Below are 14,076 nucleotides of genomic sequence, written 5' to 3' on the forward strand. Positions count from 1 at the left end.
CTAGCAACATCTCCCAAATAAACGATAAAGACCTTTGACTTTCCGCGAACACCGACTGTAAGTTCCTTTATGATCAATTCTCGGTTAGGAATATATCTTCGCAACATTGCTACATTCTGACTTCCCGTTTCTACAAATCCCTGGTGGGCACCTTTCAGTGATGTCTCTAACTTCGGATCTTCAATCGCTCTTTGAGGCCATCCTTTTGTATCCAAAAGAAACGCTTTAGTTTCCCCTTGGATGAATAAGGCGCTGTCACCTGCAAAAAGTGCATTTTCAACGGATTTCCATGAATGGACGTCTTCAACATCCCCTACAGTGGTAGGCAATCCCTTCTTTGGGTCGAAAGAGGATTGCATCATGGCACTTAGAACGTTATTGCTTATTGAATTTTTATCTGTTAAACCATCTACGAATACTAAAGCTGCCTTTGTTCCCTTTCCGGCGAATTCGAAGTGGCGAATCACCAAATCCGGAGCATGGTGAAACATCTGCTGAAGTACTTGTATATTCATCGATAAATCAGGATACAGCGGATAATGATCTATCGAACTAAGTTTTTCTGAATAAACATTTTGGTTTGTTTGCTGGTATTTTGAATAACGTTTTCTCTTAAATAAACCGGAGAAAAAAATATGAAACGCCCCCCTTTCTCTCAGATTTATCATTTCTCGCATAAGAAGAAATATACTCTATGTTGTAAAAAAATAGACTATGACGGAAGCAAGTAAAACGTACGCCAGAATTTATAAAACCGTTTTAATTATCTTTGGAACAAAATGGAGTTTAACTTTAAAAACTTTAAGATGAAGTAATAGAAATAGGTGCTCCCTACTAAAGAAGAGCGTTTCTTCTTTTATGAGTAAGCGTAAAATATCCCCACCTTCAAAAAGGATAGGGATTGAATTACTATTTGGTACAACCCAACACGATTCCAAGCGCGTTCAATGAATCGTTTGGAATCGAAAAATGAGTTACGGCAATCATCCTGGCTATCGTAACGGCTGTCATCATTTTTGGCAGGATTAAAATGATTGCAAAAGTATCTGTTGTCACCTTGCAACCCGGTGGCTTCAATATTTTCCTGTGCTCTTCCCTTCTAGAGCTACAGATGAGTTTTAATTTCACTTAATCACTGGCTTAATTCAATTTAAATTCTATAGTATATAACTCTTAACATTATCAAAACCTATGACTAGCAACACATTACATTCATAGGAGCTGACAACATGGCTAGAAATAACAACAGTAATCAATTAGTAGTTAATGGTGCAGAACAAGCTCTAGAACAAATGAAATACGAAATCGCTAGTGAATTCGGTGTTACACTTGGCGCTGATACAACATCTCGTGCAAACGGATCTGTTGGTGGAGAAATTACAAAACGTTTAGTACAAATGGCTGAACAACAATTAGGCGGAAGAACTCGTTAATCGAAATCATATGTAATGTTAGGGATAGTGATTGGACTATCCCTATTTATAATTTTACAAACTTAAAGCTCTGGAAGTTCGCCATGATGGTGTTGCCAAAGCGATAGAAACCATCAAGAAAAAAATGGACCGTTTTGAAAACATTTACATTACCATTGATATCGATTCGCTTGACCCTGCTCATGCCCCGGGTACCGGAACTCCTCAATTTGGTGGGTTAGATAGCCGTGAACTCCTTGACTTATTGTATGGTTTGTTTGAACTGCCGATCATTGGATTTGATGTGGTAGAAGTATCACCAAAATTGGATAATTCTTCTCTCGCTGTGTTTGCTGCCAGAAAGCTTATAACGGAATGCTGGGGGCATCATCTGCGGAAAAACAAAGAAATACGAGGAAAGGAACGAAAATAAGGAAAGGAATAGGGAAGTTTAGATTATGAAGAATCCATTTTCAGGTTAAAAACCAGATTTCTGTACAACTGGATCGTTTATGCGATTACCTTCCTATCATGAAAAAGCAAGACTGGCAATTTAATTTTAGGAATGCCTTTTGATACAGCAATCGTTTCGTGTGGGAGTTAGCTTTGCTCCACAGGCGTTTCGTCAGAAAATGGCGGATAGGAACACAGTAATTAATTTTTTAGAAGGTTTAGCTTTATTGTAAGATTACGAGATTTATCTATTGTCAATATTCCAGTAAAAAGACAAATCTTTAAAACGAAATCATATCGTAGCATAGTTGAAAGCTGGATCATAAATGGTAGATTTAGATATAGAAACTCAAATCGATGAGTTAAAATCATTATTAGAGACAATCATTCAGAGTCATCATTATAACTTTCAATATTCTTTTAAAATGCAATATATTGACGGCTTCAATACATGATGCGATTCTTCATTAAGAAGGATCGCTTTTTCTTTGCGGCATAATCTTAAGGGAGAGCGGGTGTAAGACACCGATTGATAGTTGGAATTTAAAGACTATCGACTCATTTACAAACTATTCAGTTAATTACATAATTAGGAATATTATGAATAAGGAGGGATTATATGTATAAAAAGTCACTATCAGTACTATTAGCTGCGGGTATGGTTCTATCAACTGGTACAGTATTTGCACAAATAAACGGGGCAACAAATGCCCAGTCTGACACAGCTTTTGATAACAAAGTTATCAAAAAAATTAGTGCGGACAATATGTATAATACGATTGCCTATCTATCTGAGCAACCGAGGGCTGCTGGTACAGAAGGGGAGCTCCGTGCAGTCAAATACATAGAAAGTCAGTTTAAAAGTCTTGGTTTTGAAACAAAGGTTCAGCCTTTTCCCATCTATGATACGGTGCAAAATATAAAAGTAAAAATTGGTGACAGTGATTTAGGAGGAACACCGCGTGCCTTTAGCGGCAGTGTCAGCGGAAAGGTAACGGCCGAACTTGTTAATGTTGGAAAAGCAAAGCCAGAGGAAGTTGGAGAAAATGTATCTGGGAAAATTGCACTAGTTGAACGTGGGGACATTACCTTTGTTGAAAAGGTTCAGAATGTCCTAAATAAAGGAGCAGTTGGCGTTTTAATGTACAACAACTCACCATCAGGAAATAATTTCGGACAAGTATCAGCGGGGCAAAATATACCTGCTGTAGCCATTACCCAAGCCCAAGGGTTAGAGTTGGTCGAACAGCTTAAAACTAAACAAATCACGTCCACTCTGGAAGTGGGAAAAGCTGAAAGAATCGAAAAGACATCCTACAATGTCATCGCTTCCCTAAAACCAAAAGCCAATAAGGATAATGGTCAAATCGTGACTGTTGGAGCCCATCATGATTCTGTCCCGGGCGGCCCTGGTGCAAACGATGATGCTTCGGGTGTATCAGCTGTGCTGGAACTGGCAAGGATCATGGCCAAAACGCCAATTGACACTGAAATTCGCTTCCTCACGTTCGGATCTGAGGAAAGAGGGCTCGTTGGATCATCCTTCTATGCAGATTCCCTTCCCAAAGAGGATGTAGACCGCATGGTGGCACACTTCCAAATGGATATGATAGGCGGACGTGATGCTGGCGAGGATAATCCTGCAGGTGGTTTGATTATGTATACCATTGATGGTATGAAAAACCTTGTGACGGACCTGGGTTCCTCAGCAGGTGCCAGAACGATGGATGTTGCGATTCCTTATGGACAGCTGGGCAGGAGTGACCACCAACCATTCCATGAGCTTGGCATTCCATCCGCCTTGTTTATCCATTCCCCTGTAGAGCCTTGGTATCACCAGCCTACAGATACACTGGATAAGATATCAAAAGAAAAATTGCAGCAAGCAGCTGAAATTGTCGGTGCCAGTGTGTATCAAATTGCCCGTCCGGAAACTCCAGCATTAACAAATGCACGTGTAGCTCCTGGAACGGTAGACTATGATTTTGATGACCGTCCGGTAGATTAAATACTTCATTGTACAGAATTACGAGATTAATTATGGTTCTTGGAGAAAACCAGGAGGGCATCTATGTAGTTTACAGATGCTCTCTTCTTTTTATCGACCAGCGCCACGTGCTTAATTTTTTCAATATTTCTAAGTCTAAGTCTATTGAAAATCCTATATGAAAGATGTAATAAAACATACATGCTTATCCAACTCCATTACATTCCCACTGTAAATACTCAATATTATCAGTGTACCTCTCCAATACTACTTCACAGAAACAATTTCAACAATCAATAGGTAGAAATCCAAAAACAGCTCAAACTTTAAAGGATGGGCTGTTTTTTTTTGAAATTTCAGGTTACAAACTAAATTCATAACGATTTCTAAGTCGCAAGTAATATAGCTTGTTCTAACTGTGAATGAACCAAAGATAAAAATGAGAAATACAAACATAACCGTGTTCAGTAAACTCAAATTCGATGTATTGTTTATTAATCAGCTGTCCAACAGCTGACCCCATAAGAAAGTGTGAACAAGTAGCCTCCAAATACTACATGGGTGGTGTATTTCGGGACTATGTTTTGTTTGCTTCACTTTTTATCGGTACTCTGCAAACCATCCTACCTAGCAAAAATAAAACGAGTTTTCTCCGCATGGCTAATTTATATACGTTACTAAGTTTAAGTATTAAGTACATCCAAATATCGGTTTCAACCATTTAGTAATAGAGAAACGAATTTAGGCTTTATTAAAAAATAAACAACCAATTATCCTTGGTTGTTTATTCTCTATTAGTAAGTCTAATAACCTATCTGTATTGGTAATACATCAGCTTTAATTTCGTGTTGAACGTATTATTTACCATTTTTTCCTAATCATTACTCTTCCTTGCCTGCTGCCATATTCATGTTCGCTTCGACATTCTCCAGGCTGATGGTTGTAAATGGCAAATTTCGTTTTCCTGAGAAATTCTCAAGCAAGTCTTTGACATCGATTCCCGAAGATGCCTTTAATGACTCCTGCAATATGGCCATTAAATCCGTTGCAGAAGCCGGAATGAATGAAGAATATCCTCACCTCCAACCGGTTTTAAGTAGACCGATTAACTGGGATCTTATTCGACAACAGTATGAACAAATCATTAAGTATGCAACTGCTCTACGGTTGGGTACTGCTTCTGCCGAATCCATATTAAAGCGATTTACAAGGGATACAAAACATCCAACATATCAGGCTTTATGTGAATTAGGAAAAGCGATTAAAACGATCTTTTTATGTGATTATTTACACTATAAAGAGATTCGTAGAGAAATCCATGAAGGATTAAATACAGTGGAACAATGGAATTCAGTAAATACCTATATTTTCTATGGAAAAAACAGTGAAATTCGTTCCAATTCTATAGAAGATCAAGAGGTGTCTGCCTTATCACTTCAATTGTTGCAAAATTGCTTAGTCTATATGAATACCTTAATGGTACAAGAAGTACTTTATGACAACAATCAATATTGGTTGAAGAAAATGACTCCAGAAGATTTTAGGGGATTAACTCCTTTATTTTATCTTCATGTCAATCCATACGGAACTTTTGAACTCAATATGGATCAGCGAATACCTATTAAGTTGAAAGTGTCGTAGTTTCATCATTTTAATCGGTGACAAAAACCAGCTAATATCCCGTCAAGACATTAGCTGGTTTTTTGTAATGTACACTTACATGCAAAAAGAGCGCAATTCTTATTCCAGAAAAGCGCCCTTTTCTGAATATTCAAATCAATTAATTCTTCTTTCACGATGCAGTTCAACCACAACCGAGTACCAGTATTCCTACAACCAAGTAATAGTGAGATCAACTTTCGATTCTTTTATTAAATTTTCCTATAGGTAATTTCAATTGTTGGCGAAGCTCGTTGGATAATGTCGCTCTTGTTTCTTCACTCACTCTATAATACCATATATCACCAATCATACCTCCATCACCTGGGATCTCCATTTGCTTAAAATGCTTAGCAGCACTTTTATAGGAATGTTGAATAGCAATCATTTGATCCATTGTTAAGTTCGTTTGAACATTTTTTTCTAGTGCTTTTAATATCTTCTGATAGTTAGCTAATGAAGTTAATTGAGAGCCTTCATGAATGATTTGCTCAATGACCTCACGTTGTCGCTGCTGCCTACCGAAGTCACCGCGTGGATCTTCTTTTCTCATCCGAGCATATTTAAGTGATACTTCACCGTTTACATGCTGTTTTCCTTTCGCTATGTGTACACCTTCAAGGGTAAAAGCAAACGGATTATTCACTGTAATACCGCCAACTGCATTTACAATATCCTTAAACCCGTCCATATTCATTTTGATGTAATAATGGATAGGAATGTTCAAAAACTGTTCGACCGTTTGGACAGTTCCTTCGATTCCGCCATAGGCATATGCCGCATTGATTTTATTATAGGTGTTCTTGGATGCAATGAATGCTCTCGTATCACGAGGGATGCTCACCATTGTCGATGTTTCTGTCTCTGGATTAACGGTCATGACAATCATAGAATCTGAACGCCCAATATCACCAGGTCGTTCATCCACCCCTAACAACAAAATTGAGATGGGATCTTGTTCACTGATGGTGTGTTTCTGATTGGATTCGTTTAGAAGTGGCTTATACATGTTATGGACCGATTGGGCAATGGAGTGATACATGATAAAACTGAAAAATCCGCTAAGGCAGACTAATAAGCAAACCAGACTTGCAATCACTTTTTTCCATTTCAAACTTAATTTCTTTTTTGACTGTTCCACTTTTCGTCCTCTTTCTTTTAATCATCATGTATCTGCCCAGGTTCGTCTCGCCGAACCCGAGTCTTGATTGAGATGTTTTTACGGTTTATAGATTTTTTTGTTTTTTCCGTCATACATCACAATCGTTTTTGCTGGAATGGTTTCGTTTTTATAGGTAAAGTCTTTTTCAGAGAAATTGGCCACGACTTTCATATTTGTGCCAAATTCGGTTGCTTGGACAAGACGATCTTTTGACAGAACCTTAAATCCTGTCATCTCCTTTGTGACCGCTTTTCGGTGAAAAGGGGACCAATCTTTCACATGGGAGACAATCTTGTCTTTCTTTTCCTCCCATTGTTTCCTATCTACATGGTATAACGGCGGCACATTGTACAAGAATTCATAGAGCATTCTCTCCTCTACCACATCTTTGATTTTCAAGCTTCCCCATTCCCAATGATGAGTGGTGATAACGGAATCGTTATACACCAATTTATAAAGGGGAAGAGAATAGGTGGGATCTAGATAGATGTGTTGATATAGCTCTTTGATTGGAACCTGTTTGCTATATCTGTCTGGAACCTCCCCTTGTTGAGACCAATAGCCCCCCACATAATATTTACTCTCTTTGTTTTTTCTCAAATCTGGGTCGCTCCATTTGATGACAGGGGTTTCTAAACCATGGGCAAATGCGATAACCTGGCTGGCATAGTCATTTCCTCCTTCTGACCCTATCACCATCTGTTTTTCTTTGTCGATGTACGCCATTCTCTTTAATCTTGCGGTCATATCCTGTTTCTGTGTGGTGATATGCTCTGGAGAATAATCATCGTAAAATTCCCCTGTCGCATCACAATCGACAAACCACGAATTAAACCGAATCCCTTCACTTAGAATTGCGTTAACACGCTTCTTGACAAGTGGTAGGGACAATGTTGGGTTAAGCTTTCTTCCTCTTCCAAGAAAACCATGTATTTTCTCCCCGTTTTCGCTGGTAATGGTAGCATCTTCATATAAGGATTTATCTTCAAAAGAAGCTGTGTTCCAATCTCTGCTTCCTTTTTGATGTATGGAATGATAGGAATCATAAGGTCCAATAAGATAGCCTAAGTGATTAACTTCTTCTACCATTTTGGGATTCATTAAGCCATTGGCCCAGTTTGGCAGTCCGATCCACGCGTTTTCTATTCCTGCTTTATTTATATCCTTTAGAAGATCCGTGGATTCCTTTTTCCCCCATTGGTCGATCTCGTCCACTGCTACTTTTAATTGACTTTTCAAGAGTCGTTTATTTACTTCATACAGTTCTTGTTCACTTAGGTTTTTAATCCCCTTTTCAATCAATTTTTTAGATTGCTTATTTACATTAGGAAAAATTTCCTTGTTGTAAAATTGTTCGAGTTTCAATACCTCATTAAATGATCGAACGATGACTTTCTTTTGATAGCGATCCATGTAATCCTGGGTTTTCATTTGCTGAATAACCGTTTCGAATTCCTTTGACCCGTCCTCTGTATGGTTTTCTAGCAATTGCTTCATCCACTTGAGAAATTTCGCATCTAATTGCTGTATGATTTGATTCCATTGAATGTTTTCTTCTGTCACCGCTTCATCGTTCCATAAATAAATATGAGGGGCTCCATATAGCTTTTTGATGTTCGGATTCTCTTTTGCTTTTTCCTTTAATGTCTTGAATTCTCCTTGCTCTTTTATATAGCTTTTGTACAATTTTGCGACCTGCACGGGGTTATTGTCGGTTACATACACTCTAAATCCATATTCTTTGTGCGTATTTGTTGAAGGAAATTCGTGAGTGAACGCAAACTGAATCGTGGAAGCTGTATCAAACTGAATCGTATCGTTAAACATATTCTCCACGATATACGAGATCGAATATTTCGAATGGTTTAAGGTAAAAAACCTCATAGAAAAGGACTCACTGAAGGTCAACTTCTCATCCTTCAAAAATTCTCTCCAATACGGATCCTCGTTCGGGATGAATTTCCCTTCCCCTAAAGGTAACATGTAGCTGTCTGCACTTACCTTAGGCCATTGAAACGCTTCGGCACCTGTCGATTCAATATCAATATCTAAATACTTCTCTTTTTTCTCGACCTTCACGTTTACTTTCTCATCCGGATAACTCCACGTTACTCTTTCGTTATCCTTCTTCACATTTGCCACATTCATTTTCGGCAATGGCATTGAGGCCCTTTCTCTCACGCCATCCTTCTCGATAAACAATTCAAATGTTTCTGGGTTAACATCGAATGTGAAATCCGAATGTTTTACATGGGTGGGTTTATTTATTTTCTTCTGTTCCTTATTGTCACAGCCCGCAAAAAACCCAATAATCAGGGTGACGCATAGTGTCATTATCAGCTTTTTTTTCATTTCTTTCCCTCCTGTCTTCGTACACTATAATTTCTTTTTGTTACATTAGTTTTACAATTCAAAGTTGCGTTGGCCTTTGTGGCTCATAAAAAAAGAACCCTAATGATTGACAGGGTTCTTTTGAAAACAAATATAAAATTGTATCTGATTATTGAAGATAGAGACTCCATGTTTAAAATGATGACGATTAAGAATGGATTTAACAATAGCAAGCCCTAAGCCTGTTCCAGAGACTTTTTTATTTCTGGAGGCTTCTAACACATAAAATGGATCCCAAATTTGCTCAACCTTTTCTGTTTTTTGTATGTTGCTGCCGTTCTTAATTTGAAATACAATCTCTTGGTCTAAGACCTCAAATGCAATGTCAATTTTAAGATCTGCTGTATATTTAATGGCATTACTTATTAAATTGTTAAACACCATCTCAATCTTATCTTTATCCGCCAACACAAATAATTGTTGTACATGAGAATTAGAAATTCTAACATCTATTTTTTTCATTTCGATCTCAATTTTATGTTTTTCAAGGCACGTATGAAATAGGTCGTTAAGTTCAAAAGTGGTCTTTTCAATCTCATCTCTTTCAATTTTTGTAAAGTTTAATAAATCCTCTATTAAATTGGTGATATTATCGGTTTGCTTTATGATTGTGTCGATATAAGTACCATCGTCTAATCCATCCTTTATACCCACACAATAGGCTTTTATTAAAGACAACGGTGTTTTCAGTTCATGCGTAAGATCAGACATAACTACTTTTAAGTTCTTATTTTTTCGCTTTAAATCTTGATGAGCCTCATTAAGCTTATTACTCATCACATTAATGCTGTTTGCCAGTTCCTCAATTTCATCATTTGTTTTGATATGAACGGTTTCAAATTTCAAATCTGAAATTTCTTTAGAAACATCTTTTAACTTTTTTAACGGAGTGGTTATCTTTTTTGACAATATCCAGACTAATGCAACGATGAGGATAATAGAAAATAGCAACATATATAAATTAAATTCATTGACGATGTTTGCCGTATCACTAAAATGTATAATGGAAATGCCTACTAACACGAGCATATTGTCTCTTTGCATAAAACTGACTAAGAAGCTTGATTTTAACTTTCCTTGGTCATATAGTTTATTCACTTTTTTTCCTTCTGCCAATTTTTGAAGTGTTTCTTCTGTAATCCAAAATTTATTTAATGTGATTCGATTTTTGTCTAATTGATTACGTACTGTCTCATTTAATTCATCTACATTGCTATGAATAGGCTCGTAAACAATGGTTATTCCATATTTATTATCAATAGTTTCTTTGGAGTGGATAAATGTAGTCTTATCCATTTCTTTTATCTCATTAGAAACTTGCTGTAACCTCTCTTTTGTTTTATACAAGTAATATTTAGGCAAAAAATATTGGGTAAGCAAGATTGAGATAGAAAAAATGACGATTACGGCTAAGGAGATACTTATAGATAGCTTTCTTCCAAGCTTATTCATCCTCTTCCTCCAAACTATACCCCAAACCTCTATGGGTTGTTATGACGCCTTCTCCGATTTTTTCTCGTAACCTTCTTATATGGGTATCAACAGTTCGTTCTTCGCCAAAGTAGTCAAATCCCCAGACGATATCTAGAAGTTTTTTTCGAGTCAATATACTTCCTTTATGATTAATAAAACATCTCATAAGTTCGAATTCCGTTTTTGTCCCATTCAAATCCTTGTCGTTTTTATAAATCTTTTTTGCTTCTAAATCAACACTGATATCTTTAATATGAAATATCTTTTCTTTACGAAGGAGTTTCTTTGCTCTTGCTAATAGAACTCCTGGATGGAAAGGTTTTCGAACAAAATCATCTGCTCCAATCGTTAACGCTTTAAACTCATCATCATTTTCACTTTTTGCTGTGAGCATTAATACTTTCGTGTCACTTTTACTCTTTATTTCTTTACATACGTTCAAACCACTTATCTCAGGCATCATCCAGTCTAATATAGCTAAATCAATTTTGTTACTATGAAAAATAGTTAGTGCCTCTTCACCATCTTCAGCTTGAAATACATGAAATCCTTCCCTCTCAAAATAAACCTTTAAAATTTTCAACATATCTTTTTCATCATCTGCGATTAGTACGTTCATTTTTTCCTCCGAGTTAGGGAATTTAAATAAAGATTTGATTCTTCAACTTGACTAATCACACACTAGTATTTACATCTTAAATAATCTCCTGAGCCAGAAACTTCTATACAGCCACCTTCCTAATTAAATCCATTAGCTTATCTATTGCCTGGTTATCTTTATTCTTTTTCATATTTTCGATGTGTTTTTCACGATTTTTATATAACATGTATATCGCATCGATAAATGTATCATTGTTCAAATTCTCTTGTAGAAGTACTTCGGCATATCCAGCATTTTGAAAAGATTGAGCATTTAAGACTTGCTCTCCCCTACTGGAACCATTGGAAAGTGGAACAAGAAGCATCGGCTTTTGTAAAAACAAAAATTCAAAAATAGCTGTTGAACCTGCCCTTGAAACCACAAAATCGGTCATAGCTATTACATCAGATAATTCATCGTTGATATATTCAAATTGTTGATAGCCTCTTATCTGAATAGATGGATCAACTTTTTCTTTACCACAAATGTGTACAATTTGAAAATCTGTTAGTAATTTATCTAAACATGATCTGACAATTTCATTAATACGTTGCGCGCCCTGACTTCCACCCATAACTAGTAACACGGGTTTCTCTTCTGTAAATCCACAATAGGACAACCCCTGAGTGTAATGGCCTTTTTTTAATACATCTCTTATGATACCACCGATATGAATCTTCTTATTGGTCTTTAGGTCTTGTCCAGTGTCAGGAAAAGTCGTGCATACTTTTGTTGCAAAAGGGAGAGATAGTTTGTTGGCAAGTCCTAGTGTCCGATCCGGTTCACGAATCACGATTGGAACTTTATTTAACCATCCCCCTAAGACGACAGGTACAGCTACAAATCCTCCTGCAGAAAATACAACATTAGCTTTTAACTTCCTAAATAACCGATATGATTGAAAGATTCCTTTAATTACTTTAATGGGATCTTTCATATTATTCCAATCAAAATAGCGCCTTAACTTCCCAGTTGAAACGCTATAATATTGAACGGAGGGGATACTTGTCATTAATTGTTTCTCGATTCCGTTCTCAGAGCCAATATAATGCACATCCCAACCTTCTTGAATAAACTTCGGGATGAGCACTAGATTGACCATTACATGGCCAGCAGATCCTCCTCCAGTAAAAACAATACTTTTTTTCAACTAATTTCCCCTGCCTTTATCATTAACAAATATCATCATATTAAATACAGTCATACTATCCGTGCATATCTTCAGCCTATTAAAATTCAATTAATGAAGTTTCCGTTTTTAAGAAACTATGGAGAATGTCTTTATGAGAGTCCATCATACCTTCTGGGATTGTATTCAACTTAAAAAAACGTAAATCTAAAGATTCTGTATCGGATACTAACAATTCTCCTTTAAAATCTTTCGAAGTATAAACAACTGTTACAGCATAAAACTCGTCTCCATTTTGCAATTTCACAAAATATTCTTGTCCAGAAAATACACCAACTAAGGTTAGATTATATACAAGAAGCCCGGTTTCCTCGTACAATTCTCTTTCTGCTGTATTTTCAGTTGATTCTCCCAGCTCCATTAGACCGCCAGGAAGGCCCCATAAACCCTCCGGTTCTTTACGTTGTTGTAATAGAACACCATTATCTTTATCAATTAGAATCACAACAGAGCCAACCAGGATAACTGGTCGATGACCTACAGCCTTCCTTAATTCGCCAACATACCCCATCATTTATCAGCTCTTTACACAGGGTGAGATCGTTAGCTTTTGTTCCACGACAGAAAACCTCCTTTCATTAACATTTGTTCCACTTCACTAATTGAAATTTGCTTTGTAGCAGAACTATATTCCTTCAGATTTACCGGAGTACTGCTAGTATAATGTTCTTGAAGTCCTGGGATAGTAAGAGAAGGAAGGACTACAAAATAATCTTTATCAAAATCTACTGTTCGGCTGCTTTCACATTCGGTAAAGAGTGTTTCGTTCAATTTTTCTCCTGGACGAACACCTATTTCCTTTATTTCAATATTTTTTTCACCTGATGATTTAATTAACACTTGGGCTAGATCAGCTATTTTAATAGAAGGCATGTTCAAAACATATGTTTCTCCACCTTTACCGTTAATTGTTGCTTTAAACAACAATTGAACAGCAGCTTCAATCGTTAAGAAAAACCGTGTCATACGTTGATCAGTAATACCTATTTGTGAAATTTTTTTTATTTGATTCTTGAAAATAGGAATAACACTGCCACTGGATCCGAGAACATTACCACTTCTTACACAAATAAATTTAGTGTTTGCTTCTTTTAAATTTGCATGAATAATTAGCTTTTCTCCAAGAGCCTTCGTGATTCCGTAAGTATTTGACGGATCTGAAACTTTATCAGTTGAAACGTATATGACTTTTTTTACATCGTTTTCAATGGCTGATTCGATCACATTTTGCGTACCAAGTACATTTGTCTTTATGGCTTCTAAAGGTTGATATTCACAAACAGGTACATGTTTTAATGCAGCCAGATGAAAAACATAATCGACACCCTCACATGCTTGCATAAGTTCTTCCTTATCACGAATGTCACCGATAATGAACTTGAATCTATCATCATTAGCAAATTGTTGTTGCATTTCAACTTGTCTTGTTTCATTTCGCGAAAAAATACGAATTTCTTTCGGCTTATGATCAAAAAGCTGTTTTACAATTTCAAGACCCCATGATCCTGTACCACCTGTAATTAAAAATGTACTATTATTCAATATATTTCCCTCCATATAAACCACAAAATAATTCAATCATTTTGCTTTACATTACATAACGAAAAAATGTTAGCAATTCGTAACAGCCATCATGACGAATATTTTGATGAACTTTTATTCTAGTTAAATAATAGTTTTTGTTTGTTACATTAGTTTGACAATCATCGT

The 14,076-nt window shown here is 36.5% G+C and carries 13 protein-coding genes and 2 pseudogenes; 5 read left to right on the top strand and 10 right to left on the bottom strand.

Translation table 11 applies throughout. The features are described 5' to 3' along the window. Both BW986_RS28185 and BW986_RS30480 read right to left on the bottom strand, forming a co-directional pair. Positions 1-668 (bottom strand): spore germination protein (locus BW986_RS28185; protein WP_179086185.1); only part of this gene is annotated, 668 nt, incomplete at its 3' end. A 241-nt stretch (positions 669-909) separates the two neighbouring features. Further along, positions 910-1,056: a hypothetical protein gene (locus tag BW986_RS30480; RefSeq protein ID WP_179086186.1), complete on the bottom strand. Its 147-nt coding sequence runs from the start codon at positions 1,054-1,056 to the stop codon at positions 910-912. A gap of 173 nt (positions 1,057-1,229) precedes the next feature. On the opposite strand from BW986_RS30480, the gene BW986_RS28190 reads away from it, so the two are divergent. From BW986_RS28190 to BW986_RS31155, 4 genes and pseudogenes are all read left to right on the top strand, one after another. Beyond that, positions 1,230-1,433 (top strand): alpha/beta-type small acid-soluble spore protein, encoded by a 204-nt coding sequence (locus BW986_RS28190; RefSeq protein WP_034304517.1) that lies wholly within the window; start codon positions 1,230-1,232, stop codon positions 1,431-1,433. Between the two features lie 70 nt (positions 1,434-1,503). Further along, complete coding sequence (locus BW986_RS28195) at positions 1,504-1,845, top strand: arginase family protein (protein ID WP_081395833.1); 342 nt, start codon at positions 1,504-1,506, stop codon at positions 1,843-1,845. A gap of 79 nt (positions 1,846-1,924) precedes the next feature. Further along, positions 1,925-2,041 (top strand): annotated as a pseudogene (locus tag BW986_RS31035) (arginase family protein); the annotation flags it as partial. 443 nt (positions 2,042-2,484) lie between these two features. After that, complete coding sequence (locus tag BW986_RS31155) at positions 2,485-3,873, top strand: M28 family peptidase (protein WP_076373006.1); 1,389 nt, start codon at positions 2,485-2,487, stop codon at positions 3,871-3,873. An 860-nt stretch (positions 3,874-4,733) separates the two neighbouring features. Here BW986_RS31155 and BW986_RS30485 read toward each other — a convergent pair. Further along, the gene (locus tag BW986_RS30485) at positions 4,734-4,889 is read right to left on the bottom strand and encodes a hypothetical protein (RefSeq protein WP_179086184.1); all 156 of its coding nucleotides are present in this window, start codon (positions 4,887-4,889) and stop codon (positions 4,734-4,736) included. A 19-nt stretch (positions 4,890-4,908) separates the two neighbouring features. On the opposite strand from BW986_RS30485, the pseudogene BW986_RS28205 reads away from it, so the two are divergent. Further along, positions 4,909-5,493: pseudogene (locus BW986_RS28205) on the top strand (Tn3 family transposase); the annotation flags it as partial. Between the two features lie 211 nt (positions 5,494-5,704). Here the strand turns inward: BW986_RS28205 and BW986_RS28210 are convergent. The 7 genes from BW986_RS28210 to BW986_RS28240 form a co-directional block, all read right to left on the bottom strand. Further along, entirely contained in the window at positions 5,705-6,652 is a 948-nt protein-coding gene (locus BW986_RS28210) for an LCP family glycopolymer transferase (RefSeq protein WP_076373008.1), read from the bottom strand. A 78-nt stretch (positions 6,653-6,730) separates the two neighbouring features. Then, complete coding sequence (locus tag BW986_RS28215) at positions 6,731-9,025, bottom strand: glycoside hydrolase (protein ID WP_076373010.1); 2,295 nt, start codon at positions 9,023-9,025, stop codon at positions 6,731-6,733. A gap of 99 nt (positions 9,026-9,124) precedes the next feature. Then, entirely contained in the window at positions 9,125-10,516 is a 1,392-nt protein-coding gene (locus BW986_RS28220; RefSeq protein WP_076373012.1) for a HAMP domain-containing sensor histidine kinase, read from the bottom strand. Next, positions 10,509-11,156, bottom strand: coding sequence for a response regulator transcription factor (locus tag BW986_RS28225; RefSeq protein WP_076373014.1), 648 nt, complete (start codon positions 11,154-11,156; stop codon positions 10,509-10,511). The genes BW986_RS28220 and BW986_RS28225 overlap by 8 nt, the downstream gene beginning before the upstream one ends. 103 nt (positions 11,157-11,259) lie before the next feature. Further along, positions 11,260-12,327: an undecaprenyldiphospho-muramoylpentapeptide beta-N-acetylglucosaminyltransferase gene (locus BW986_RS28230; protein ID WP_076373016.1), complete on the bottom strand. Its 1,068-nt coding sequence runs from the start codon at positions 12,325-12,327 to the stop codon at positions 11,260-11,262. A 79-nt stretch (positions 12,328-12,406) separates the two neighbouring features. Next, on the bottom strand, positions 12,407-12,877 hold the full coding sequence (locus BW986_RS28235; RefSeq protein ID WP_076373056.1) for an NUDIX hydrolase: 471 nt from the start codon (positions 12,875-12,877) through the stop codon (positions 12,407-12,409). Between the two features lie 32 nt (positions 12,878-12,909). Then, entirely contained in the window at positions 12,910-13,908 is a 999-nt protein-coding gene (locus tag BW986_RS28240; RefSeq protein WP_260321024.1) for a polysaccharide biosynthesis protein, read from the bottom strand. Positions 13,909-14,076: the final 168 nt, after the last annotated feature.

Origin of the sequence: Peribacillus simplex (genome assembly GCF_900156045.1) — a bacterium.
GTDB lineage: Bacteria > Bacillota > Bacilli > Bacillales > DSM-1321 > Peribacillus > Peribacillus simplex_D.

Excerpts from the sequence above, each read along its gene's own strand:
- BW986_RS28220 (WP_076373012.1), bottom strand. The coding sequence starts at position 10,516 with ATGAATAAGCTTGGAAGAAAGCTATCTATAAGTATCTCCTTAGCCGTA.
- BW986_RS28190 (WP_034304517.1), top strand. The coding sequence starts at position 1,230 with ATGGCTAGAAATAACAACAGTAATCAATTAGTAGTTAATGGTGCAGAA.
- BW986_RS28215 (WP_076373010.1), bottom strand. The coding sequence starts at position 9,025 with ATGAAAAAAAAGCTGATAATGACACTATGCGTCACCCTGATTATTGGG.
- BW986_RS28235 (WP_076373056.1), bottom strand. The coding sequence starts at position 12,877 with ATGGGGTATGTTGGCGAATTAAGGAAGGCTGTAGGTCATCGACCAGTT.
- BW986_RS28225 (WP_076373014.1), bottom strand. The coding sequence starts at position 11,156 with ATGAACGTACTAATCGCAGATGATGAAAAAGATATGTTGAAAATTTTA.
- BW986_RS31155 (WP_076373006.1), top strand. The coding sequence starts at position 2,485 with ATGTATAAAAAGTCACTATCAGTACTATTAGCTGCGGGTATGGTTCTA.
- BW986_RS30485 (WP_179086184.1), bottom strand. The coding sequence starts at position 4,889 with ATGGCCATATTGCAGGAGTCATTAAAGGCATCTTCGGGAATCGATGTC.